This window comes from Nocardioides sp. GY 10127 (assembly GCF_004919085.1).
Classification (GTDB): Bacteria; Actinomycetota; Actinomycetes; order Propionibacteriales; family Nocardioidaceae; genus Nocardioides.
On the sequence record NZ_STGL01000009.1, the window covers coordinates 28,423 to 52,245 of the forward strand.

The 23,823-nt window shown below is 75.6% G+C and carries 22 protein-coding genes; 10 read left to right on the forward strand and 12 right to left on the reverse strand.

Annotation, left to right across the window (positions count from 1 at the left end; all coding sequences use genetic code 11):
• Nucleotides 1–157: 157 nt before the first annotated feature.
• The 3 genes from E8D37_RS16850 to E8D37_RS16860 are packed head-to-tail and all read left to right on the forward strand — an operon-like array spanning nt 158 to nt 4,198.
• Entirely contained in the window at nt 158–1,645 is a 1,488-nt protein-coding gene (locus tag E8D37_RS16850) for an APC family permease (protein ID WP_136571000.1), read from the forward strand.
• Entirely contained in the window at nt 1,642–3,009 is a 1,368-nt protein-coding gene (locus E8D37_RS16855; protein ID WP_136571001.1) for an aminotransferase class III-fold pyridoxal phosphate-dependent enzyme, read from the forward strand. The genes E8D37_RS16850 and E8D37_RS16855 overlap by 4 nt, the downstream gene beginning before the upstream one ends.
• A complete protein-coding gene (locus E8D37_RS16860; protein WP_136571002.1) occupies nt 2,996–4,198 on the forward strand; it encodes an amidohydrolase family protein in 1,203 nt (400 codons plus the stop codon). The genes E8D37_RS16855 and E8D37_RS16860 overlap by 14 nt, the downstream gene beginning before the upstream one ends.
• 514 nt (nt 4,199–4,712) lie before the next feature.
• On the opposite strand, the gene E8D37_RS19960 is transcribed toward E8D37_RS16860, so the two are convergent.
• Nucleotides 4,713–5,687 carry an Ltp family lipoprotein gene (locus E8D37_RS19960; RefSeq protein WP_168929801.1) on the reverse strand — a complete coding sequence of 325 codons (975 nt, stop codon included), beginning with the start codon at nt 5,685–5,687 and terminating at the stop codon, nt 4,713–4,715.
• A gap of 504 nt (nt 5,688–6,191) precedes the next feature.
• On the opposite strand from E8D37_RS19960, the gene E8D37_RS16880 reads away from it, so the two are divergent.
• Nucleotides 6,192–7,136, forward strand: coding sequence for a pseudouridine synthase (locus E8D37_RS16880; protein WP_136571003.1), 945 nt, complete (start codon nt 6,192–6,194; stop codon nt 7,134–7,136).
• A gap of 24 nt (nt 7,137–7,160) precedes the next feature.
• On the opposite strand, the gene E8D37_RS16885 is transcribed toward E8D37_RS16880, so the two are convergent.
• The 8 genes from E8D37_RS16885 to E8D37_RS16920 all read right to left on the reverse strand — a co-directional run bounded on the left by E8D37_RS16885 (nt 7,161) and on the right by E8D37_RS16920 (nt 13,745).
• The gene (locus E8D37_RS16885; protein WP_136571004.1) at nt 7,161–7,439 is read right to left on the reverse strand and encodes a Rho termination factor N-terminal domain-containing protein; all 279 of its coding nucleotides are present in this window, start codon (nt 7,437–7,439) and stop codon (nt 7,161–7,163) included.
• Between the two features lie 115 nt (nt 7,440–7,554).
• A complete protein-coding gene (locus tag E8D37_RS16890; protein WP_136571005.1) occupies nt 7,555–7,767 on the reverse strand; it encodes a hypothetical protein in 213 nt (70 codons plus the stop codon).
• 9 nt (nt 7,768–7,776) lie between these two features.
• Nucleotides 7,777–9,345: an ATP-binding protein gene (locus E8D37_RS16895; protein WP_276606509.1), complete on the reverse strand. Its 1,569-nt coding sequence runs from the start codon at nt 9,343–9,345 to the stop codon at nt 7,777–7,779.
• 4 nt (nt 9,346–9,349) lie between these two features.
• Complete coding sequence (locus E8D37_RS16900; protein WP_136571006.1) at nt 9,350–10,057, reverse strand: response regulator transcription factor; 708 nt, start codon at nt 10,055–10,057, stop codon at nt 9,350–9,352.
• Nucleotides 10,058–10,127: 70 nt separating this feature from the next.
• On the reverse strand, nt 10,128–10,946 hold the full coding sequence (locus tag E8D37_RS16905) for a hypothetical protein (RefSeq protein ID WP_136571007.1): 819 nt from the start codon (nt 10,944–10,946) through the stop codon (nt 10,128–10,130).
• Between the two features lie 3 nt (nt 10,947–10,949).
• Complete coding sequence (locus E8D37_RS16910) at nt 10,950–11,756, reverse strand: ABC transporter permease (protein ID WP_136571008.1); 807 nt, start codon at nt 11,754–11,756, stop codon at nt 10,950–10,952.
• Nucleotides 11,753–12,724: an ABC transporter ATP-binding protein gene (locus E8D37_RS16915; protein ID WP_136571009.1), complete on the reverse strand. Its 972-nt coding sequence runs from the start codon at nt 12,722–12,724 to the stop codon at nt 11,753–11,755. Before E8D37_RS16915 ends, E8D37_RS16910 begins: the two co-directional genes overlap by 4 nt.
• 127 nt (nt 12,725–12,851) lie before the next feature.
• Entirely contained in the window at nt 12,852–13,745 is an 894-nt protein-coding gene (locus E8D37_RS16920) for a hypothetical protein (protein ID WP_136571010.1), read from the reverse strand.
• 419 nt (nt 13,746–14,164) lie between these two features.
• Here E8D37_RS16920 and E8D37_RS16925 point away from each other — a divergent pair, with 419 nt between their 5' ends.
• From E8D37_RS16925 to E8D37_RS16940, 4 genes are all read left to right on the forward strand, one after another.
• Entirely contained in the window at nt 14,165–15,526 is a 1,362-nt protein-coding gene (locus E8D37_RS16925) for a hypothetical protein (RefSeq protein ID WP_240770520.1), read from the forward strand.
• Nucleotides 15,527–15,735: 209 nt separating this feature from the next.
• Nucleotides 15,736–16,248, forward strand: a complete 513-nt coding sequence (locus tag E8D37_RS16930) for a DUF2231 domain-containing protein (protein WP_136571011.1) — start codon at nt 15,736–15,738, stop codon at nt 16,246–16,248.
• A gap of 20 nt (nt 16,249–16,268) precedes the next feature.
• Complete coding sequence (locus tag E8D37_RS16935) at nt 16,269–16,988, forward strand: response regulator transcription factor (RefSeq protein ID WP_136571012.1); 720 nt, start codon at nt 16,269–16,271, stop codon at nt 16,986–16,988.
• On the forward strand, nt 16,985–18,451 hold the full coding sequence (locus tag E8D37_RS16940; RefSeq protein WP_136571013.1) for a HAMP domain-containing sensor histidine kinase: 1,467 nt from the start codon (nt 16,985–16,987) through the stop codon (nt 18,449–18,451). The genes E8D37_RS16935 and E8D37_RS16940 overlap by 4 nt, the downstream gene beginning before the upstream one ends.
• Here E8D37_RS16940 and E8D37_RS20645 read toward each other — a convergent pair.
• The 3 genes from E8D37_RS20645 to E8D37_RS16955 are packed head-to-tail and all read right to left on the reverse strand — an operon-like array spanning nt 18,433 to nt 21,589.
• Nucleotides 18,433–19,227, reverse strand: a complete 795-nt coding sequence (locus E8D37_RS20645) for a PIG-L family deacetylase (RefSeq protein ID WP_136571014.1) — start codon at nt 19,225–19,227, stop codon at nt 18,433–18,435. The two genes, E8D37_RS16940 and E8D37_RS20645, sit on opposite strands and share 19 nt — an antisense overlap.
• Entirely contained in the window at nt 19,224–20,429 is a 1,206-nt protein-coding gene (locus tag E8D37_RS16950; RefSeq protein WP_136571015.1) for a glycosyltransferase family 4 protein, read from the reverse strand. The genes E8D37_RS20645 and E8D37_RS16950 overlap by 4 nt, the downstream gene beginning before the upstream one ends.
• The gene (locus E8D37_RS16955; protein ID WP_136571016.1) at nt 20,426–21,589 is read right to left on the reverse strand and encodes a lysylphosphatidylglycerol synthase domain-containing protein; all 1,164 of its coding nucleotides are present in this window, start codon (nt 21,587–21,589) and stop codon (nt 20,426–20,428) included. The genes E8D37_RS16950 and E8D37_RS16955 overlap by 4 nt, the downstream gene beginning before the upstream one ends.
• Nucleotides 21,590–21,744: 155 nt before the next feature.
• On the opposite strand from E8D37_RS16955, the gene E8D37_RS16960 reads away from it, so the two are divergent.
• Both E8D37_RS16960 and E8D37_RS16965 read left to right on the forward strand, forming a co-directional pair.
• Nucleotides 21,745–23,040 (forward strand): galactosyldiacylglycerol synthase, encoded by a 1,296-nt coding sequence (locus tag E8D37_RS16960; protein WP_136571017.1) that lies wholly within the window; start codon nt 21,745–21,747, stop codon nt 23,038–23,040.
• The gene (locus tag E8D37_RS16965; protein WP_136571018.1) at nt 23,037–23,792 is read left to right on the forward strand and encodes a polysaccharide deacetylase family protein; all 756 of its coding nucleotides are present in this window, start codon (nt 23,037–23,039) and stop codon (nt 23,790–23,792) included. The genes E8D37_RS16960 and E8D37_RS16965 overlap by 4 nt, the downstream gene beginning before the upstream one ends.
• Nucleotides 23,793–23,823 lie beyond the last annotated feature (31 nt).

A 23,823-nucleotide genomic window follows, 5' to 3' on the forward strand; every position in this document is an offset into this window, starting at 1 on the left:
CTCTCTCCACCCTCCTCTCCCGCTTCCCGCACCAGCCGCTCCACCGCCGCCCGTCAGGGCGTCGTCCTCCGCGACGGCGCCCCGGGCCGTCACGCCCTGATCCGCCCTGTCCCGCCCCGTTCTGCCCTGCCCCGACCCACCCACCGGAAGGCCCCTGATGAGCTCGACCGCCACTCCCACGCAACGCCGACGGCTGCCCCTCTGGGTGGCCCTCGCCCTCTCGCTGGCCACGATCGGCCCGACCCTCGCGATGTCCGGCAACGGCCAGGGCCTCGTGGGCACCGTCGGCGCCTCGGTGCCGCTGGTCTTCGTCATCGGCATCATCGGGGTCTCCCTGGTGGGCTACTCCTTCTACCGGCTCACCCAGCACCTGCACCACGCCGGCAACTCCTACGCGCTGGTCGGCGCGACCGTCGGCCCGCGCTCGGGCTTCTTCTCCGGCTTCGCGATGCTCGGCGCCTACCTGGGCTTCTCGATCGGCACGCTGGCGCTGACCGCGGCGTTCGTCAACGCCTTCCTCGCCGAGCTCCAGCCCGACTCCGCCGACCCCTTCCAGCTGCCGTGGCTGCTCGTCGTGGTCGTCGGCGCGGCCGTCTCGCTGCTGCTGGCCGGACGGGACGTCTCGTTCCTCGCCAAGCTGCTGCTGGGCATCGAGGGCGTCGGCATCGTGGCGATGCTGATCCTGTCCTTCGTCATCCTCGGCAAGGGCGGCGCCGACACCACCGGCCTCGACCTCTCGACGTTCTCCTTCGGCGACGGCGGGCCGTCGGCCGTCTTCTCCGGCGTGGTCTCCGCGTTCCTGTCCTGGGCGGGCTTCGAGGCCTGCGCCTCGATGGGTGAGGAGACCGACGACCCCAAGCGCAACATCCCCCGCGCCCTGGCCGGCTCGCTCGTGCTCACCGGCGTGCTCTTCGTCTTCGTGATGTTCGCCCAGACCGTCGGCTTCGGCACCGACCAGGCCGGCCTCGACGCCTTCGCCTCCTCGGGCAACACCCTCGGCGACCTCGGCAGCACCTACATCGGCCAGTGGTTCTCGCTCATCATCATCTTCACCGCCACCGTCGCCGCGTTCGGCTGCCACATGGCCACCGCCGCCACCTCGGGCCGCATGCTCATGGCGTTCGCCCGCGACGGCTTCGGCCCGGCCGCCCTCGGCGTCGTCGACTCCACCGGCGGCCCCCGCCGCGCCAGCTGGCTGGTCATCGTCGTCGGCCTCGTCGCGAACCTGCTCTGCGGGATCACCGGCTGGCCCGACATGGGCTCCGGCTCGGCCGCCAACGACACCTACTTCCTCTTCGCGGTGGCCGGCTCGGTCTCGCTGATGATCTGCTACTTCATGGTCGAGGTCGCCGCCGCCTGGTTCGTCGTCGCGCCCCGCTTCCACCACGTCCACGGCGGCCACGCGAAGCTGCGCGGCGTCGTCCTGCCCGTCATCGGCGCGGTCGTGATCCTCATCGTCCTGTGGACCAACGTCTCCTCGGCCACCTCGCCGTTCGACGCCACGATCCTCGGCCTGTGGTGGTGCCTCGTGGGCCTCGTCATCGCCCTCGTCGCCTCCCGCACTGCCAAGGCCGTGGGCGCCCGGCTCACCGCCGAGCTCAACGAGGGCGCGGCCGCGACCGCCGAGGTGGTGGAGGCCCGATGACGGCGGGCAGCCCCACGCTCCCGACCCGCCCCACGCTGCCCTACCCGACCCTCACGACCGCGCCGGCCGGCGTCAGCCTCTACGAGCGGGACGCACGGGCCGTCGCGGGCATCGAGAAGCTCCGGTTCTTCCCGATCGAGGTCGTCTCCGGCCACGGGTCGACGCTCGTCACGCCGGACGGCTCGGAGCTGCTCGACCTCTCCGCCACCTGGACCGCGTGCGGTCTCGGCCACGGCCACCCGGCCGTGGCCGAGGCCTTGGCCCGCGCGGCCGTCGACGCCCCGGGCGCCGGCGGGCTGTCGGCGGTCCACCCCGCCTCCGTGGGTCTCGCTGAGGACCTGCTGGCCGTCGTCCCCGGCTCCGGGGACCGGCGCGTCTACCTCGGCCACGCCGGGTCGGACGCCAACGACGTCGCCATCCGCGCGGCCCGGCACGCCACCGGTCAGCGCACCGTCGTGGCGTTCGAGCACAGCTACCACGGCGGGGTCGGCGTCGCGATGGGCGTCTCCGGCGTCCACGTGGAGGCCGGTGCCGAGGCCGACCCCGACGCGGTCTTCCTGCCCTACCCCAACCCCTTCCGCCCCGGGCCCGAGGGGATCGAGGCGGACGTCGTCGCGATCCTCGCCGCGGCGGACGAGGCCCTGGCCTCCGGGACCGTCGCCTGCCTGCTCGTCGAGCCGATGCTGTCGGACGGCGGGATGGTCGTCCCGCCCGACGGGTTCCTCGCCCGGCTGCACGAGGTGTGCCGCCGGCACGGCGTGCTGATGATCTGCGACGAGGTGAAGGTGGGCCTGGGCCGCCCCGGCCTGCTGCACGCCTTCGCCCACGACGGGATCGAGCCCGAGATCGTCACGTTCGGCAAAGCGCTGGGCGGGGGGCTGCCGCTCTCCGCGGCGGTCGGCCCGGCCGACGTCCTGGACGGGCCGGTGGGGTCCGCGCTGCTCACCACCGCCGGCAACCCGCTCTCCACCGCGGTGGGCCGGGCGGTGCTCGCCACCCTGGTCGCCGAGGAGCTGCCCCAGCGGGCGGCCACGGTGGGCGCCGTCCTGGCCGAGGGGCTGCGGGCGCAGGACTGGGCCGGACGGCTCGGGGAGGTCCGCGGACGCGGCCTCATGCTGGGCGTCGAGCTCGTGGACGCCGACGGCGCGCCCGACCCGGCGCTGGCCGCGCGCACGGTCTACCGGGCGTGGCAGCTGGGCGCCGTCGTTCACTACGTCGGTGGGAACACCCTCGAGGTGACGCCCCCGCTCGTGCTCACCGCCGAGGAGGCCGCCAGGGCCGCCGAGATCCTGGGCTGGGCCGTGCGAGATGCTGCGGCCGGAGTGGTGACCGACGAGGAGGTGGCTCCCTATGCCGGCTGGTGAGACCCCGGGCCTGCCGCCCGACCTGGACCTGCTGTCGGGGATCGAGGACGTCGTCCCCGCCGGGCTGGCCCGCGCCGTCCGGGAGGTGCCGCTCGTGGACCACCACGTGCACGGTGCCTTCACCGCGGACGTCGAGCGCTCGGCCTTCGAGTACGCGCTGGTCGAGGCCTCGACCGACCCCGTGCCCGCCTGGGACTCCGCGTTCGCGACGCCGCTCGGCCTCTCGCTGCGACGCTGGTGCGCCCCCCTGCTCGGCCTGCCGGCCCACGCCGGCGGCGAGGAGTACTGGGAGGCCCGCTCGGCGCTCGGTGCCGACGAGCTCGCCCGCCGCTTCACCTCCGCCGCGGGCGTGGAGCGCTGGGTCGTGGACACCGGCTTCTCCGGGGGGTCGGTGCAGTCGCCGACCGCCCTGGCCGGGACCGGCGGCGGCACCTGGTCGGAGATCGTCCGGCTGGAGCCGATGGTGGAGCGCGTGGTCGCCGAGGTGGCGCCCGCGGACGTCGCCGACGAGGTGCGGACGCGGCTCGCCGCCGCGACCGCGGGGCCCGAGCAGGTCGGCGTGAAGTCGATCGCCGCGTACCGGTGCGGGTTCGACATCGACTGGTCGCGGCCCACCGACGCGGCCGTGGCCGCGGCGGCCTCCGCCCTCGCGGCCGCCACCCCCGACGGGGAGACCCCGCGGGTGGCCGACCCCGTGCTCATCGCGTTCGCGGTGCACGAGGCCGCCGCGCTCGGACTGCCGATCCAGCTGCACGTCGGCTTCGGCGACCGCGACCTCGACCTGCACCGCACCGACCCGCTGCTGCTCCTGCCGCTGCTGCGGACGGTCACCGTGCCCGTCCTGCTGCTGCACTGCTACCCGTTCCACCGGCAGGCGGCCTACCTCGCCCAGGCGTTCGACCACGTCAGCTTCGACATCGGCCTCGCGATCAACTACCTCGGACCCCGCTCCGTCGAGCTGGTCGGCGAGGCGATGGAGCTCGCGCCGTTCGCCAAGCAGCTGTACTCCTCCGACGCGTTCGGCCCGCCCGAGCTGCACTTCCTCGGGTCGGTGCTGTGGCGGCGCGGCATGGCCGTCACCCTCGGCACCTGGCTGCGGCGCGGTGACTGCTCCGAGGCCGATGCCGTCGATGCGCTTCACGCGATCGCGGGTCGGAACGCGCGGCGGGTGTACGGGTTGCCGGGCTGACGGTGGCTGGTGGCTGCTGCCGGCTGGCTGGCCGGTGGGCGGTGTGTGAGCAACCTTTGTGTCGCCCGGTGGGGTTGCTGGCGCACCGCCGGTGGCGGCTGAGCTGGTGGGCGGTGCGTGAGCAACCTGTTGGCTGCCGCAGCAGGTTGCTCAGCCACCGCCCCTCGGCGTCCTGCTGGGGAGCGGTGGCTCAGCAACCGATGAGTCGGCCGCTGAGGTTGCTGGCGCACCGCTCGCCAGCAGCCCGCCGGCGCCGGACGTCATACGAACCGGCCGTGAATCAGTGCGGTGGGTATGACGTCCCGGGTGGCGGGTGCGGGACGTCATGCGAAGTGGCCCTGAGACGGCTCAGCTGTATGACGTCCGGGGCCGGCCGAGGAGCGGTGGCTGAGCAACCGACCCGCAGCCACACCGCGTTGCTCAGGCACGCCCGCGCCGGCCGTCGGAGGTCATACGAACAGGCCGTGGAATGGCCCTGTTCGTATGACGTCCTCGGCGCGGACGTGAGGCCGGGTCAGAGACCGATCTTGTTGACCGCGTATGTCGCCTGGGCGACGGTGAACTGCGACCCGTAGGCGCTGGACAGCTGATCGATCAGCCCCTGCCGGGAGAACGGCTGGAAGTCGAGGTACGACTTGGCCGCCCGGACCGCCTGCTTGTTCCAATCGGTGTCCAGCTGGTCGACTGCCCAGGTGGCGTCGGCGAGCTTGAACCCGGAGCCGTAGTCGGACGACAGCTGGTCGATGAGGCCCTGGCGGCTGAACGCCTGGAACTGCAGGTAGTCCTTGGCCGCAGCCAGTGCGTTGGACATGGCGAGCGTGATCTTGGAGCGGCTCGGGTCCTTCGGGAAAGCGTCCTTCTCGTCAGCCACGCCGTCGCCGTCGCTGTCCTTGCTGTACCGCGCATCGTCCGGGAAGGCATCGAGCTGGTCGGCTACACCGTCCTCGTCGCTGTCCTTGCTGTACTTGGCGTTCTTCGGGAAGGCGTCCTTGTAGTCCGGGACGCCGTCCTTGTCGGTGTCGACATCGTCGGCGGTCTGGACCTTGGGGTCGTCGGGCGCGTAGTCCTCGTCGTCGGTGACCCCGTCGCCGTCGGAGTCGACGGGCTCCACGTCAGGCTCGTCCTCGGTAGCCGGTGTCGGGTCGCTCTCCGCGACGTCGACGGCGCTCGTCCCCGTCTCCGCGGCTGCCGGCGTGGTGTCCTCGTCCTCTCCGCTCAGGGCGCCGATGAACGTGAGGAGCAGGAACGCGGCGATCAGGCCGCTGAGCACCTTGTGCCTCACGAACCAGTTCTTCTTGGCGGGGTCCGGGTCCGCTGCGTGGGAGGTTCCCGCCTGGGCGGTTGCCCCGGCGACCTCGGGTCGCTGTGCCGTGGAGCCGCCGGCATCGCCGCCCGGAGCCGTGTGCTCAGTCCACTTCTGCCCGTCCCAGTAGCGGAGCCCGGTTCCGGAGTGGTCCTGGTACCAACCGGGCGGGGGAGTCTGGTTCATCGTGTTCCTCTCGTCGACACGGCCCGAGTCGCCGCGTGCTCGCAGGACGCTAGGTCGTCAATCGGGGCTTGTCATGGGAATGCGGAAGTCGGAAATTGCTCTCAGGTCGGGGACGCCGCGGTCGACCGCATGCGGCCCGCCGGCGCCGGACGTCATACGAACCGGCCGTGGATCAGTGCGGTGCGTATGACGTCCCGAGTGGCGACTGCGGGACGTCATGCGAAGTGGCCCTGAGACGGCTCAGCTGTATGACGTCCGGGGCCGGCTGAGGAGCGGTGGCTGAGCAACCGGTTCGCCGCATCAGGTTGCTGGCGCACCGCCCCTCGGTGTCCTGCTGAGGAGCGGTGGCTGAGCAACCGACCCGCCGCCGCATCAGGTTGCTGGCGCACCGCCGGTCGCCGAAGACCCGATCAGCGGTGGCTCAGCAACCAACCGGCAGCCACACCACGTTGCTCACGCACCGCCCCCCGCAGCCGCCGAGCACCAGGTCACTACGCTGCCCGGGTGCCCCGCTCCCCGCTCCCGCCCCGGCACGGTCTGCAGGCGGCGTGGGTGGTGACGCCGCACGCCAACCCCGAGCGTCCGGCGCCGTGGCGGACGATCGGGGAGTGGCTGCGCGACGCCGTGGACGACCGCGTCGACGTCGAGGCGATGCTCGCGGCCGGACGCTTCGTGGGCTCGGACGGCGAGCCGGTCGACGAGCAGCAGCGGTACCGGCCCCAGGTGTTCGTGTGGTTCCACCGTGAGCTGCGCGAGGAGCCGGTGGTCCCGGGCGAGCTCGTGGTGGTGCACCGTGACGAGCGGATCGTGGTGCTCGACAAGCCGCCGTTCCTCTCCACCGTCCCGCGCGGCAACCACGTCGTGCAGAGCCTCGTGGTGCGGGCCCGGGAGGAGCTCGGGCTGCCCGACCTCACGACCATGCACCGCCTCGACCGGGTGACCTCCGGGCTCGTGCTCTGCACGGTCGGCAAGGGGTGGCGCGCCGAGTACCAGTCGATGTTCGCCGCGGGCACGGTCCGCAAGACCTACCGGGCCCTGGCGCCGTACCTCCCCGGCCTCGAGGAGCCGCTGACGGTGCGCAACCACATCGCCGCCATCCCGCGGACGGGTCGGGCGCACGTCGTCCCGGACGCCCCCGTCAACGCCGAGACGCTCGTCGAGCTGGAGGAGCGGCGGGGCGACCTCGCCGTCTACCGCCTCTCCCCGCGCACGGGCCGCACCCACCAGCTCCGGCTGCACCTGCGCGACCTCGGCGCCCCGATCGTGGACGACCCGCTCTACCCGGTCGACCTCCACGTCGACATCGACGACTTCTCCCGGCCGCTCCAGCTCCTGGCCAGCGAGCTCGCCTTCACCGACCCCGTCGACGGCACGGCCCGCCACCTCGTCAGCCCCCGCAGCCTCCCGCTCACCAGCCGGGCGGGCGAGGAGCGCGGGGAGCGCGGGTAGCAGGGGAGGAGCAGGACGCCGGGCTCAGTGCTCCCGCAGCGCCTCGATGAGCTCGTCCTTGGTCATGCTCGAGCGGCCCGCGACGTCCAGCTCCCGCGCCCGTCCGCGCAGCTCCTCGACCGTCCACTCCTCGTAGGCGGGGGAGGAGCCTCCGCGCCCGCCCACCTCCGAGCGGGACGACGCGGCCGCCGCGTTCGCGATCCGGGCCGACTTCTCCTTGCTGTTGCCCTCCTCGCGCAGCCGCTCGTAGAGCTCGGGGTCCTTCACGCTCGGGCCGGGGTCGTTGCTGGTGCGGGTCGCCATGAGGGGTCCTCTCGAGAAGGGGGACGTCTCGGGTGGACGTCGCAGCCACCCGTTTCCCCGCGCCCGGCGGCGCCAGACCACCCGGCAGGGTGCCCGTCCTGGGCCTGCCCTGGGCTCAGGCCCGGCGCACCACCCAGGGCTGCTTGCCCTTCGCCGTCACGACCTCGAACCGGTCGTCGCCGGCGGTGAGGACGGCGCGCAGCACCGGCAGCGGCTGGCCCATGGCCTCGGCGAGGCGGGCGTCGGTGAGGCCGTCGTCCGCCCCGCCCTCGGGGCCCGGGGTCAGCAGGCGGTCGACGGCGGCCCAGACGGCGTCGGCGAAGTCCATGACCCGACCCTAGGCGGTCGGGCCGGCGGTGGCGCCGGGCCCGCTGCCGGTGCCGGGCGGCGGGCCGGTCACGAGGGGTAGCACGACCGTCACCGTGAAGGCGTCGGTGTGCGCGCACGGCGGGGCACCGGCCGACCCGGGGCCCTCGACCCGGTGCTCTCCGCGCTGGCACAGCCGCAGCTCGCCGCCCGGCGGCAGCAGGCCCGCCACCAGCGAGAGGCCGAGCCCGGAGCCGGCGCGGCCGCGCGCCTCGTCCCCCCGCACGAAGCGCTCGGTGGCCGTGGCGAGGAGGGCCGGCGGCATGCCGGGCCCGGCGTCGGCGACCGCGAGCACGTAGTGGCCGGCGTCGGTGCGGCTCGTGACGGTGACGGGCGCGGCGCCGTGCGCGCGGGCGTTGTCGAGGAGGTTGACCAGGGTCCGGCTCAGCGAGGACGGCGGCGGCGAGACCCGGGCGCCCGGGGCGCCCAGGTCGGTGCGCAGGTCGTCGCCCGGCACGAGCGCCGCGTAGTCCCGCAGGACGGCGCGGGCGGTCGCGTCCGCGTCGGTGCCGCTGCCCAGGGACTCGGGCGCGGCGCCCGCGAGCAGCACGGAAGCGAGCTCGGCCAGGGCGTCGACGTCCACCTCGAGCTCGCGCAGCGCCGCCCGTAGCTCCTCGGTCGAGCGCTCGCGGCGCAGCGTGAGCTGGATGCGGGTGCGCAGCAGCGTGAGGGGGGTGCGCAGCTCGTGGCCGGCGTCCCGGACGAACCGCTGCTCGCGCTCCAGCGCCACGGCCAGCACGTCGAGCAGGTGGTTGAACGTGGCGCCGAGGCGGGTGATCTCGTCGTCGCGGTCGGGCGGGACGTCGAGGCGCAGGGCGAGCCCGCCCTTGGCGCCGTCGGCGATCTGGAGCGCCCGGGTGCGGTACCGCTCGACCGGCCGCAGGGCCGCCCGGGCGAGCAGGTCGCCCACGAACCCCGAGACGACCAGCGCGCCGAGGCTGGTCAGGGACAGCTGGAGCACGAGCTCGCGCAGGGCCTCGTCGCGGTGGGCCCGGTCGACGGCGACGAGCAGCCACGCGGGCCGGCCCGTCCCGCTCGTGCCCAGCGCCACGGCCCGCACACGCACCGCGCCGGCGTCCGCGGGCAGCAGGGAGCCGACGTCCTCGGTGACGGTGTCGCCGGCCGCGTGATCGGTCGGCAGCTCCGTGACGGGGAGCAGCGGGACCTCGCCCGGCGTGGAGGAGTCGAGCACCTGCCCGTCCGCGTCGAGCACCTGCCAGGCGGCGACCGGCGTGCCGGTGAGCGGTGCGCTCACCTCGCCGTCCTCCCCGACCCGGGTGGCGAGGGTGGACGCGGCGGTGGAGAGGTCGTCGTCGAGGCCGCGGTCCAGCGCGTACTCCACCCGCCAGTAGACGAACCCGCCGGCGCTGGTGAGGAGCACCAGCATCACCAGCACGAACCCGGCGACCAGGCGCCGCCGCAGCGGCAGTCGGGAGACCCGGCGCCGGAGGCGGGTGCGTCGGGAGACGGGGGCGGGAGACGGGGCGGGAGACGGGGCGGGAGACGGGGCGGGCTCGGGGGCGGGCTTGGCGGGCGTCACGGGCTCAGCCGCCCGACCCGGCGTCCACCCGGAACCCGACGCCGCGGACGGTCGTGACGGTGGCGGTGCCGAACGGGCGGTCGACCTTCGCGCGCAGCCCCGCGACGTGGACGTCGATGGCGTTGCTGCGCAGGTCGGTGCCCGGGTCCCACAGCGCGGCCAGGACCTGGTCGCGGGTGACCACCGCGCCCTGCGCGCGGAGGAGGAGGTGGAGGAGGTCGAACTCGCGGGCGGTGAGCTCGACCGGCGCGCCGTCGCGGGTGACGACGCGGGCGGCCGGGTCCAGGGCCAGGCCGCCGCAGGCGAGCACGTCGGCGGCGACCGGGGTGGCCCCGCGCCGGTGCAGGGCGCGGAGCCGGGCCAGCAGCTCCTCGAGGTCGAACGGCTTGGTGAGGTAGTCGTCGGCGCCGGCGTCCAGGCCCTGCACGCGGTCCGGCACCTGGTCGCGCGCGGTGAGCACCATCGCGGGGGTGGTCACGCCGTCGGCCCGCAGGGCGCGGACGACGTCCACGCCGCTGCGGCCCGGCAGCATCCAGTCCAGCAGCAGGACGTCGTGGGCGCCCGGCTCGCTGGCCTCCGCCCAGGCGGCGCCCCCGTCGCCGACGAGGGTGACCTCCCAGCCCGCCTCGCTCAGGGCCTGCTCGAGCACGAGCCCCAGCCGCGGGTCGTCCTCGGCGAGGAGCACCCGCGGGGCGGGCTGGTCGGGGGGCACGGCCTCAGCGTAGGCGTGCTCCCCGACCCCCTCCCCGGGACCCGCGCCGGAGCCGGGGGCGAGGCGTGCGTCAGCCGGTCGCACCCTGCACCGCCAGCGTGGCCGGGCTGCTCGACCCCACCCCGGTGGTGGTCGAGAGGGTGACGACGACCTGGCTGTCGCCCGCGCGCAGCCGGCCGGGCAGCGTCACGGTCTTCACCTGCTCCTCGGCGAGGTCGAACGGCACGCTCCCCAGGCTGCGCCCGGTGCTGCCGTCGGCGGTGGCCACGGTGGCGGTGAGGGTGCCGGCGCAGCCGTCGCTGCCGGTGCCGCAGCCGAGCTGGACCTGGGGGTGCCCCGAGGCGTCCACCTGGGCCGTGGTGCTGGTGAGGGAGAGCAGCGAGGGGAAGGTGTGGCCGGTGGGCGTGTTCGAGGTGTCGGGGTCGAAGCACCCGTCGAACTCGTAGGCCGGGTTGGTGACGGTCTTGCCCGAGGCGTCCGTCATCGTCGCGTAGCCGACGAGCTTGGACGGGCTGGAGGCGGTGAAGCAGTCGTTGCTGCGCACGGTGAGCTCGAACTTGCCGTAGCCCTCCGTGGGCATGGGGACCTCGGGGTCCTGCCAGCTCATGAGGCAGACCCAGTCCGAGCCCGGGCCGGTGTCGGCCACGCTCGGGCCGCCGCGGTCGCACATGGCGACCGGGTCGAGGTCGGCGACGGTGAGCCCGGTGCGTCCGGCCAGGCGTTGCTCCTGCACGTAGACGTGCGCGAAGACGGCCGGGAGCGCGCGCTCGAGGCGGGCCTTGGTGACGGTGCTGCCGGGGTTGGTGGCGAACGCGAGCCCGGTGAGCGCCGCGAGGGCGAGGACGAGCGCGAGGGTGGGGACGAGGACGGGGATGAGGACGCGGCGCATGGGTCAGCCTCCGGTGATGTCGCGACGGTGCAGGATGAACGAGGCGCCGGCCAGGCAGACCGCGGCCCAGGCCGCGCTGACCACGAAGCCCTCGAGGAGCGGCCCGGTGAACCGCGGGTCGGTGAGCAGGCCGTGCCAGGACTCGAACGCGGTGGTGAGCAGGAACGGCCGGACCGGCTCGAGGGTGCCGACCGAGCCCAGCATCTGCATGGCCAGGGCGAGGACGACGGGCACGGCGATCGCCGCGGCCGAGCTCCGGGTCCACACGGACATGAGCAGGGCCAGGCAGGTGAAGCCGAGCAGGGGCGGCAGGACGCTGAGCCACGCCGCGGCCACGAGCCACAGGGCGTGGCCGGGGGCGATCAGCTGGCCCGTCAGCCCGGTGAGGGCCGGCGCGCCCTCGACGAGCAGCGCGGAGGCGATCGTCGAGGCCGCGAGCACCACCAGGACCAGCGTGGTGAGGCCGAGGTTGACCAGTACCTTGGCCCAGAAGAGCCGGTTGCGGCTGGTGGAGCGGGTGAGCACCGTCTTCCAGGTGCCGTGCTGGTCCTCGCTGGCGAAGCTGTCGCCGGCCACCACCGAGGTGAGCAGCGGCAGCACCCACTGGCCGAGGAAGCCGAGGAGCATGAGGGCCAGGGCGAAGCCGTTGTCCAGGGCGAACCGCCCGAACAGCGTGTCCTTCGGCGGGTTGGCCTGGGCGGACATCACCAGCGCCACCGGGATCGGCCCGAGCAGGGCGGCGAGGAGGAGGGCGCGGACGCGCCACTGGGCGGCGAGCTTGCGCAGCTCGAAGCGGACCGCGGCGCTCATGCGGCCGCCCCTCCCGTGGGTGCCGTCCCTGCGGGGTCGGTGAGCATGAAGAAGAGCTCCTCGAGGGGGGTCTGGGTGGGGGTGAGCTCGAGCAGCCCCACGCCGGCGGCGACGAGGTCGGCGACCAGCCCGGTGGTGGCGGCGCGCTGCCCGGCGACGCGGAGGGTGTCGCCGTCCCGCCCCACCCGGAGGTCCGGACGGGCGAGGGCGAGCCGCTCGGCGGCGACGTCGTCGGTGGTGCGCAGCAGGTGGCCCGGCTCGGGGGCCAGGGCGCGCAGGTCGGGCAGGGAGCCGTGGAAGGCCACCGCCCCGCGGGCCATGATCGTGACGTTGTCGCAGATCTCCTCGACCTCGTCCATGTGGTGGGAGGAGAGCAGGACGGTGAGCCCGCCGGAGGCCAGGCGCTTCACCAGCGCCCGCATGTCCCGGATGCCGCCGGGGTCGAGGCCGTTGGCCGGCTCGTCGAGCACCAGCAGCCGCGGGTCGCGCAGGAGGCTGGCGGCCACGCCGAGCCGCTGCTTCATGCCGTAGGAGTAGCCGCCGACCTTGAGGTGGGCGCGGTCGGCCAGGTCGACCGTGCCGAGGACCTCCTCGACCCGGCCTCGGCTCGCGCCGCCGTCCAGGAGCGCGAGGGCCTCGAGGTTCTGCCGGCCGGTGAGGTAGGGGTAGAAGCGGGGCGCCTCGATGAAGCCCGCGACGCCCTCGAGGACGCCGACGCCCGACTCCGCCCACGAGCGGCCGAAGACCCGCACGGTGCCGGAGTCGGGGCGGATGAGGCCGAAGAGCATCCGCAGGAACGTGGTCTTGCCGGCGCCGTTCGGGCCGAGCATCCCGTACACCTCGCCGGGCTCGACGCGCAGCGAGACGCCGTCGACGGCCCGGACGCTGCCGTAGGTCTTCACGAGGCCGACCGCCTCGACGGCCGCGGGTGGGCTGCCGTCCGGGCGGGGGCTGGGGGTGGTGGTCATGGCGCGGACGCTAGGGAGCCGAGGATGAAGCGTTCGTGAAGCGGGCGGGAAGGACGAGACCCCCGCGCTCAGGGCGAGCGCGGGGGTCGGGTGGGTCCGGCCGCTGGGGGAGGCCGGTGGGAGGGGGTCAGGCGGCGGCCGGCTCCGGGGCGGAGGCGGCCAGGGCGGCGGTCGCGCGGCGCTCCTTGACGGTCAGCCAGACGATGCCGCTCACCAGGACGGCGAGGAGCACGGCCGAGGCGCCGTAGGTGCCGAGGCCCAGCCCACCCTTGACGGTGGGCTTGGTGAAGAAGTCGCCGACGGTCGCGCCCAGCGGGCGGGTCAGGACGAACGCAGCCCAGAACAGCGCGACGTTGGAGACGCGGGGGACGAACTTGAGGGCGGCGATGACGGCGAGCAGCGAGGCGATGAGCAGCGCACCGCCCGCGTAGCCCAGCCCGGAGGAGTCGGAGAGGAAGTCACCCATGGAGGTGCCGAGCGTGTTGGAGATGAGGATCGCGGTCCAGAACAGCAGCTCGGCGCGGAACGAGGTGATCTTCTTGAGGGAGAACGGGTGGCCGGTGGCCCGCCAGACGGCGAAGGTGGCCAGGAGCATCGCGCTCAGGATGGCGGCGCCGACGGGGTAGCCGAGGCCCAGGCCCTGCGGACCCCAACCCAGCGAGGTGCCGCTGGACAGGTACTGCGCGGACGCGTCGCGGTTCATGAAGTCGCTGATCGTCGTGCCGGCCATGCTGGTGGTGAGGATGACCGCCCAGTACAGGGCCGGCTGGTACGACTTCGAGCGCATCTGAGCGACGAGGCTGACGAGGAAGACGAGGAACAGGGCGATCGTCGTCAGGAAGTAGCCGAGCTGCAGCGTCTGGGCGAACATGTCGCCCCCGGTCTCGCCGAGCGTCGTCGCGGCGATCTTGAGGACCCAGAATAGCAGGGTGACGTGCGGCAGCTTGGAGGTGGCGGCCTGCCCGATCTCCTCGAGGTCGAGGTCGGGCGAGGACGGCAGCGGGGGAAGGGAGTGGCTCATGCCGAGGAGGGTGAGGCCCGCTCTCTGCACGGAACCTGATCACGTGTTCACCGGTTTCCGGGGGCCTCTCCCCGGGTCCTGGGGCGGTGTGTGGGCAACGGTTGTGCGGGGTGGGCGGGTTGCTGGCGCACCGCTGGTCGGCGTGGCTGGGGGTGGGGCGGTGTGTGGGCAACCGGTGAGCCCGGTGGCCACGTTGCTGGGGCACCGCTGGCCTGCGGGCCTGGGGTGGGCGGTGTTTGGGCAACCGATGAGCCCGGTGGCCAGGTTGCTGGGGCACCGCTGGTTGCGAGGCTGGGGGTGGGGCGGTGTGTGAGCAACCGATGACCGGGGCTGCCAGGTTGCTGGCGCACCGCCGGTCGGCCGGGCGGCCGAGCGAGATGGTCAGGTTCGATGCAGCCGGGGGACCGCACCCTCCTGCCATGACCCCCTCCACGCAGCCGCGCAACGCCGCGCGCACCGGCCTCGACGGCACCCGCACCGGCCGGGCCGGCGGCCCCCGCACCGGCCGCCACGACGCCCACGCCGGTCTCGGCCGCACCATGCTCAACAAGGTCCCCGAGGTCACCCTCTGGTTCTGGGTGATCAAGATCCTCTGCACCACGGTCGGCGAGAGCTTCGCGGACTGGATCAACATGCAGCTCGGCGTCGGCCTGGTCGGCACGGCGGTGCTGTTCACGGTCGTGTTCGCCGTGGTCCTCACCGTGCAGATGCGGCTGCGCCGCTACGTGGCCGGCGTCTACTGGCTCACCGTCGTGGTGGTGAGCGTGACCGGCACGCTCTACACCGACCTGCTCACCGACCAGCTCGGGGTGCCGCTGTGGTTCAGCACGACGGTCTTCTCGGTGCTGCTCGCCGGCGTGTTCGGCGTCTGGTGGCTCCGGGAGCGCACGCTGTCGATCCACAGCATCACCACCACCCCGCGCGAGGCGTTCTACTGGCTCGCCGTCCTCGTCACGTTCGCGCTGGGCACGGCGACCGGTGACTGGACCCTCGAGCTCACCGGCTGGGGCCCCGGCGTCTCGGTCCTGCTGCCGCTGAGCCTCATCGCGATCGTCACGGTCCTCTGGCGCGGCGGCGCCAACCCGGTGCTCGCGTTCTGGGTGGCCTACATCCTCACCCGCCCCCTCGGCGCGAACATCGGCGACTGGCTCGCCAGCCCCCGCAGCGAGCAGGGCCTGGGCCTCGGCACGCTCGGCACCAGCCTCGTCTTCCTCGCCGCGATCCTCGCGACGGTCGTCCTGCTCACCATCACGCGGGTCGACGTCGCCGAGGAGGACGGGCCGGGGGCCGGCACGGGCGAGCAGCAGGACGCTCCGGTCCGGCCAGGCCGCGAGCGCGCGATGCTCGGCGTCCTGCTCGTCGTGGCCGTGGCGACCGTGGCCCTCCTGACGTGGGCCGACCACCAGCCGCACGTGAGCGCGCTGGACGCCGAGGAGGGCAGCGCGCCCGCCTGCTCCTCGGCCGCCCTCGACCCGTCGGCTGCGGCCCCGGCCGCGGCGAAGGACTTCCCCGCCGCCTCGATGGCCGACTACCGCACCATCACCACCGACACCCTCGCCCTGGTCGACCAGGGCGACCAGGCCGGCGCCCAGACGCGGATCACCGACCTCGAGACCGCCTGGGACGACGACGAGTCGACCCTCCAGCCGATGGACTGCGCGGCCTGGACGACGCTGGACGGCCAGATCGACGACGCCCTGACCGCCGTGCGCGCCTCGAGCCCGCAGCAGGCGGACGAGGACCAGGCTCTCCGGACGCTCCTCACCACGCTGGGGGGCTGAGCACGCTGGGCGGCTGAGTCCGCCGGGCGGATGACCGACACCCGTGGGCTGGACCGGCCCGGCCCACGGGTGCGCGGTCAGGTTGCCTGCAGGTGCCCGGGCGCACACTCGTGCCGAGTCGAGACCCCCCGTCCGTCCTCGCCCGTCCTCCTCCGCCCGCGGGAGAGCCCCCGACCACCGGGAGCACCCGCCCCTCCTCAGGAGCCCTCGTGTTCGACCTCATCAACGGCCTGCCGGTGCACCCGCTCGTGGTGCACGCCGTCGTCGTCCTGCTGCCCCTCGCCATCCTCGGCGCGATCGCGATCGCGGTCCGCCCCTCCTGGGCCGTCCGCTACGGCTGGCTGGTCGTGGGCGTCGCCGTCGTGGCGTGCGTCTTCATCCCGATCGCCACCAGCAGCGGCGAGGCACTCGAGCACCGCGTCGGCGACCCCGGCGAGCACGCCGAGCTCGGCGACCAGCTCATCTGGTTCGCGCTGCCGCTGCTCGTCCTCACCGTGGCGCTCGTCCTCCTGGCCCGCCGCAAGGAGCAGGGCAAGCCGGCCGTGGGGCCGTCGTTCCTGCCCACCGCCGTCGCGGTCCTCACCGTCGTGGCCGCCGTCGCCGCGGGCGTGCAGGTCTACCGGGTCGGCGACTCGGGCGCCCGGGCCGCCTGGGGCGACCAGGTCTCCGGCACGACCAACGACGGCCCCCCGCCGGGCGGGCCCGACGGGGACGACAGCTGACCTACTAGCGAGCGACACACATGGCGACCCTTGGCGTCTGCGAGGACGACGCGGCGATCCGCAAGGTCCTCGTGCGCGGCCTGCGCCAGGCCGGGCACGAGGTCGTCGTCGCGCACGACGGCCGCGAGGCGCTGACGCTGCTCGGCGCGGACTGCCCGATCGAGGCGCTGGTGATGGACATCGGCCTGCCCGACGCGGACGGTCGCGACGTCGTCACCGCGCTCAAGGCGGCCGGCCAGCACGCCCCCGTCCTCTTCCTCACCGCCCTCGGCGCGACGCACGACCTGCTCTCCGGCTTCGCCGCGGGCGCCGACGACTACCTCGTGAAGCCGTTCGAGCTCAAGGAGCTCCTGGCGCGGCTCGAGGTGCTCGTGCGGCGCGGCGCGGGGCCGCGCGCCGTCGTCGGCGGCCTCACGCTGGACGCCGTGGCGCACGCCGCCCGGACGGCCACCGGCGAGGTGCTGCTGAGCCCCACCGAGTTCCGGATGCTGGCCGCCGTCCTCTCCCGGCCCGGCGAGGTCGTGCGGCGGCGCACGGTGGTCGCGGCCGCGTGGCCGGACGGCGCGGAGGTCAGCGAGAACACGATCGACTCGTTCGTCCGCAAGATCCGCGCCAAGCTGGACGGGATCGCCTCGCCCGTGCGGATCGAGACCGTCCGCGGGGTCGGGTTCACCGCCCGCGAGCAGGCGGCCGACCCTGCGGCCGGCCCCACGGCCGACCCTGCGGCCGACCCCGCGTGAGCCCGCCGCGACCGCCCCGCTGGTGGGGCCTCTCCGGGCGGTCCGGTTCATGGCCGAGCATCGAGGCCGCCGGCCGCCGACGGCTCGGTCTGCGCGGCCAGGTCGTGACGCTCGCGGCGGTCGTCGCGCTGCTGGTCGCGGTCGTCCTGGCCGTCGTCCTCCAGGCCGTCCTCAACACCTCTTCCTCCTCGGCCGCCGACCGGGTGCTCGACGACCGCGCCGACGCGGTCGTCTCCAGCGTCCTGGCCACCACGACCGCCTCGAGCGGGATCACGGTGCCCGACACCCTCCTCGACCCCGGCGTCGTGGTCTACGACGACACCGGCGCCCTGGTCGCCGGCTCCGTGCCCGCCTCCCTCGGCCGCGTCTTCGACGACCTGTCCACCTCCACCTCCCGGCGGATCGTCCGCGCCGGCGACGCCTACCGCCTCCTCGCGCTCCCCTTCGAGACCGAGGCCGGCGGCGCGGTCGTCGTGATCGCCGAGCCGCTGGCCCCCTACGAGGGCGACGAGGTGCTCGCGCTGGTCGTCACGATCGTCGCGGGCGTGGTGCTGGTGGCCCTCTCTGCGGCGGTCGCCGGCTGGGCGAGCGGCCGGGCGCTGGCACCGGTCGCCGCGATGGCCGCCACCGCGGAGGAGTGGAGCGAGCACGACCTGCAGCGACGGTTCGAGCTCGGCGCACCCACGAACGAGATCCGGGCGCTGGGGCACACGCTGGACGCCCTGCTCGACCGCGTCGCCCAGGCGATCCGCGCGGAGCAGCGCCTCACCGCCGAGCTGGCGCACGAGCTGCGCACCCCGCTCACCAGCCTGCAGGTGACGGCGGAGCTCGCGGCGTCCCGCGACGACCTCGACGCCGACCTGCGCGAGGACCTCGACGACATCCTCGCCGCCTCCCGCTCCATGGCCGCCACCATCACGGTCCTCCTGGACGTCGCGCGCGCCCAGGCCTCCCCGTTCTCGACCGCGGGCGCGGCGGGCGGCACGCCCGGGGGCGGCGCTGCCCCCGGGACCCCGGCGGCCGACGCGGTCCGGCAGGCCGTGGACCAGTACGTGCTCAGCGCCGCGGTGGCCCTCGACGTCCCGGACGACCTGGTGCTGGAGGTCCCCCGGGAGCTGGCGGTGCGGGCGCTGGCGCCCGTGCTCGCGAACGCCGACCGGCACGGCACCCACGTGCGGGTGACCGCGCGGCTCGAGGGCGACCGGGCCTGGCTCGACGTCACCGACGACGGCGACGGCGTGCACGAGGACGACGCGGAGGCGCTGTTCCTCCCGGGCCGCTCGGGCTCCGGGGGCGCCGGCCTCGGCCTGCCGCTGGCGCGGCGGGTGGCGCGCTCGGCGGGCGGGGACGTCACCCACGTCCCCGGCGTCGCCCCCGGTGAGGACGGCGGGCCGGGCACGGCGGCCGGGGCGGGCGGGGCCACGTTCCGGGTGAGCCTCCCGGCTCACGCCCGCGTCGGCTGAGGCACCTCCACGAACCACTCGGTGCCGAGCACGCGGCGCTGGAGCGCGCGGGGCAGCCGCACGAGCAGGGACGCCGTGCGCGGACCGCCCGTGCGCTGGCTGCCGTGGGCCGCGATCGCGCGCACCTTCGGGCCGAGCTGGCGCCGGACGTCCAGGCGCAGGGTGATCTCCTCGCGCGGGGTGAACTTCTCCGAGAGGTCGGGGACCCGGGGGACGGGCAGCACGCGGCCGAGGCCGCGCAGCAGCCGGGAGGCCGCGAGCACGCGCTCACGCTCGACGGTGGCCTCCAGGAGTCGCGGGGCGTCGTCGCCCAGCAGCGCCACCGCGGCCCGGACGACCCGGTGCACCTGGACGTGGTCCGGGTGGCCGTAGCCGCCCGCCCCGTCGTAGGACGTGACGAGCTCGGCGTCCTCCTCGCGCAGGACCGCCGCCACCTCCGGTGCGACGGCGGCCGGGTCGAGCGTGGCGAAACCCCCGGGCGCCGGCGTCCCGGACCCGCTGTCGCGGTGGCCCAGCAGCACCACCCGGGCCACGCCGAGGGCCTCCGCGGAGCGCTCGAGCTCGGCGACGCGGAGCCGGCCCAGCCCGTGGCAGAGCCCCTCGTCAGCGAGGCCCGCCTCGCCGTCGGTGGCCACCACGAGCACGGTGCGGCGGCCCGCGGCGGCCGCGGCGGCCAGCGCCCCGCCCGTCCAGAGGGCCTCGTCGTCGGGGTGGGCGTGGACGGCGACCACGGTGCCCCGCCCCGGCAGGGTGCGGGCATCCGGACGCCTGCTCATCGTCCGGCTCCGTCCGCGCCGGGCGTGCCCACGGGGAGCGCGAGCGGCGCCGCGCCGACGAGGGCGGCGGCGCGGACGTAGAGCGCGTCGGCCCCGGCGACGGCGCGGTCCCAGTCGTGCAGGACGGGGACGGTGCGGTCGTGCTCCCGCACCGCGGCGCGCAGGGCGCGGTCGCCCGCGAGCCGGGCGATCGCCGCGGCCATCCCGGCGTCGTCGTCCGCGAGGAGCCCCTCGGCCCCGTCGGTGACGAACTCCGTCACCCCAGAGGAGCGCGGGGCGACCAGCGGGACGCCGGCGGCCCGCGCCTCCAGCGCCGCGATGCCGAAGGACTCGCGGTAGGCGGGGGCGACGAAGACGTCGGCGGTCGCGAGCAGGTCGCGGACGCCGGCCCGGTCGACGGGTCCGGGCAGGTCCACCCAGTCCATGCCGTGCCGGCGCAGGTAGCGCTCGAGCGCGGCCCGCTGGGGCCCACCGCCGGCGACGGTCGCGCGCAGCGGGACGTCCTCGGGCAGGGCGCGCCGCGCCGCGCGGAGGACCGCCGCCAGCGGCACGGCCCGCTTCACCCGGGTCAGCCGCATGACCGCCACGACGTGGACGGGCGCACCCGCGGGCGAGGGTCGGCCCAGGCCGGCCCACCGGTCGGGCTCGACCGCGTTCGGCAGCACCGCGACCGGCCTGGGCGCGACGACCGGGGCCACCGCGTCCGCGGCCACCCGGCTCACCGCGCTCCACACCGTGTCGGTGCGCTGCGGGGAGACGGCGTGCCGCACGGCCCACGGCAGGGGGCCCATGCCCGCCCACATCGAGTGCACGGTGGCCACTGCGGGCACCCGCTCCTCGTGGGCCGCGCGCAGGGCCGCGGCGGCGAGCGGGGAGAGCACCGAGGCGTGCACGTGGACGACGTCCGGCCGCTCGGCGCGCAGCCGGCGGCGCAGGTCGTCGGTGAGGCCCGCGAGCTGGTGCAGGCTCAGGCCCGTGCCGGGCGCGCGCAGCCGGGTGACGGCCACCCCGGAGGAGTCGACGGCACCGGAGGAGTCGGTCACGCCGGAGGAGCCGTCAGGCGCGGCGGCCGGGTCCGGGGCCAGGGTGACGACCCGGACCCGGTGCCCGCGCGCGTCCTGGTGCGCGGCGAGGGACGCGACGTGGACCTCGATGCCGCCCACGACGGGGGCGTAGCTGTCGGCGACGTGCCAGATCCTCATCGGGCCACCGCCGTCGCCGCCGTGCCGGCCGCACCGGCGCCGAGCCGGGTCCGTCGCCGGGCCGACCACCACCAGGCGGCCAGCCAGGTGCCGCCCACGGGGATCTCCAGGGCGAAGGTGAGCAGCCGGTACAGCAGGACGCCCGCCACCGCGCCGACCGGGTCGGCCCCCGCCGAGACGAGGACCGCGGTGAGGCCGAGCTCGACCGTGCCCAGGCCGCCGGGGGTGAGGGCGGCCAGCGTGAGGACCCGCTCGACCGCGAACCCCGCGGCCAGGCCCACCAACGGGACGGCCGCGCCGGTCACGTGCAGGCACGCGGCGAGCAGGAGCGCGAGCAGCGCGGTGTACCCGACCATGCCCACGGTGAGTCCGGCCCAGCGCGCCCGGGCGGTGCGGGCGGCGGTGCGGCGGGTGCGGAGGAGCTCGGTGCCCCAGGCGCCGCCGCGCCCGCGCAGCAGGAGGCGGGGGAGGGCGTCGAGGGGGCGGACGAGGAGCCGGGTCGCCCGGTCGGAGGCCAGCAGGACGCCGACGGCCACGAGCAGGACGCCGGCCGCGGCGCCGAGCGTGCCGAGCCCGGGCAGCGCCAGCCCGGCCCGCAGCACGTAGGCCGCGGCCAGGGCGGCCACGACCAGCTTGGCCAGGACGTCCCAGACGTTCGTCACCACCGTGTAGGCGGCGACGTCGCGCCCGGAGTAGCCCCAGGTGCGGGCCACCAGCCCGTTCGCGGCGACCCCGGCGGCGCCGCCCAGGGGCAGGACGTTGGCGACGAAGCTGCCGGTCAGGCTCAGCGTCGCCGCGCGCCGGTGGGTCAGCCCCGGCATCGCCGCGGTGAGCGTGACGGTGTGGGTGGCGAGCCCCGCCGCCCACAGCAGCACCAGCCCGACCAGCCACACCGCCGGCACCCCGGTCACCACCGCGAGCACCGAGGCCCAGGGCACGCCCGCGAGCCGCGGCGCCAGCACGGCCACCGCGCCTCCCGCGACGCCCAGCAGCGCGAGGCGGCGGGCCAGCCGGGGGACCAGGCCGGGGCGCGCCCCGGTGGTGGGCGGCAGCTCGCTCGGCGGGAGGGCGCTCGGCGCCAGCTCGGTCGGGGGGAGGGCGTCGGCGACGGTGCCGACGGGTGCGTCAGGGGTCGTGCGGTGCAGGTCGGGGACGGGCATGGTTCCACCGTGCGTCCGCCTTCCTGCACGTCACCTGACCGTCGAGCCACCCCGGGGTGAGGTGCCCGCCCCCCCACGGAACCGCCAGGCGACCGGCACGGACCAGTGCCCGGCGGTCAGGCTGCGTGCAGGTGGGCGGGCGGAGCCTGCTGGACATGTCCACCCTGCTGGTCCCCCGCACCCCGCTCCACCCGTCGCGTCGCCATCGCGCGGTCGCCCCCTGGGGCCTGCCCCCGGTCACGGTGGAGCGTGACGGCGGGCCCGGCGAGCCCGCTGCGCCCGGCAGGACCGGCGGGACCGTCCTCGTCGTCACCGGGAGCTACGGCGCCGGCCACGACGCCGCGGCGGCCCAGGTGGCGCGCGCGGTGGTCGCCTGCGGGGGAGCGGCCCGGGTCGTGGACGTGGTGGACCTGTTCCCCCTCGGGATCGGCCGTGCCCTGCGTCGCCTCTACTTCGCCCAGCTGGCGGTGTGCCCCTCCACGTGGCGTCGGCTCCTCGGCCTGCTGGAGCGCACCTCGGGTCCGAGCGGGCTGCTCGCCCGCGCCCTCCTGCTCCTGCTGCGCGTGCTGCCCGCCCGGGGCCTCCTCGCCGAGGTCGCGGGCGGGCGCGCAGGCGCGACGCACACGGAGGAGAGGGCGGACGCCGTGGTGTCGACCCACCCGTTCGCCGGCCAGGCCCTCGGGCGGCTGCGGGCCCGCGGGCGGCTCGACGTCCCCGTCCTCACCTACCTCACCGACGCCTCCGTCCACGGCCTGTGGATCGCCCCGGGCGTGGACGGGCACGTGGCGATCCACGAGGAGGCGGCCCTCCAGGCGCTCGCCCGGGGCGCGGCCGGGGTCCGGCTGGTCGCCCCGCTCCTCCCGTCGGCCCGGGAGCACGACGCCGGAGGCCGGGCCCGGCTGCGGGCAGCGTGGGCCGTGGGGCAGCGGCCCGTGGCCCTCGTGGTCGGTGGCTCGGAGGGCGCCGGCGACCTGCTGGGCACGGTCCGCGACCTGCTCGGCACGGGCCTCGTCCACCCGGTCGTGGTCTGCGGCCGCAACGAGGGCCTGCGCGCCGCCCTCGCCGGCGTGCCCGGCGTCACCGCCCTGGGGTGGCTGGACGGGCTGTCGGCCGCCATCGACGCCGCCGACCTCGTCGTCCAGAACTCCGGGGGCTTCACCACGCTCGAGACCCTGCAGCGCGGCCGGCCGTTGCTCTCCTACCGGTGCCTGCCCGGGCACGGCGAGGAGAACGCCCGCGCCCTGCGGGCCGAGGGCCTCGCGGAGTGGCCGCAGGACGCCTCGGCCCTTGCCGCAGCCGTGACCCGCGCCCTGGCGGTCACCGGCGCCCGCACGACGGGCTGGGCCGCTCGCCCCCGCTTCGCCGACGTCCTGGCCGAGACCCTGCCGACCGCCAGTCCGCCTGCCAACGGCCTCCCGCTCGACGGCCTCCCCACGGGGGTGTCGGCGTGAGCGCGCCGGGACGGGAGGTCCTCCACCCGGCCCGCGCCGTCGACCGCTGGCTGCCCGAGGCCCTGCACGGCCCCGCACGGCGGGTGCTCACCCCGCGGATGGCGGGGCGCAGCGACACCGGGCACGTCGCCCTCACCCTGGACGACGGGCCCGACCCGCTCTCCACCCCGCACCTGCTGGGGGTCCTGGACCGGCACGACGTGCGGGCCACCTTCTTCCTCGTCGGCGAGCGCGCCGCGAGCGCGCCCGGGCTGGTGCGCTCGATGCACGCGGCCGGGCACGAGCTGGCCGTGCACGGGTGGACGCACGACGCGGTGCTGCGCCGGCGTCCCGACGAGCTCGCCGCCGACCTGGCCCGGACAGCCGACCTCCTCGAGGGCCTGACGGGCCGCCGGCCGCGCTGGTACCGGCCACCGTTCGGCGTGACGACCCGGGCCAGCGTGATCGCGGCCCGCGGGTGCGGGCTGGAGCCGGTGCTGTGGACGGCGTGGGGCCGCGACTGGTCGCGCTACGTCTCCGCGGCCGGCGTGGCCTGGCGGGTGCGCCGCACCCTGCGCCCGGGCGGGACCGTGCTGCTGCACGACACGGACCGCTACGGCACCCCCGGCTCGTGGCGCCGCACCGCCGAGGCGCTGGACGTGCTCCTGCGCGAGTGGCGGGCGCTGGGCTGGGAGGTGGGTCCGCTCCGCGACCACGGCCTCCCCGTGGGACCCCCTCGGCCGCGGGACGTGAGCCGGGTCGCAGCCGTGTGAGGACGCCGTGAGGCCGTGAGGCCGATGGTCC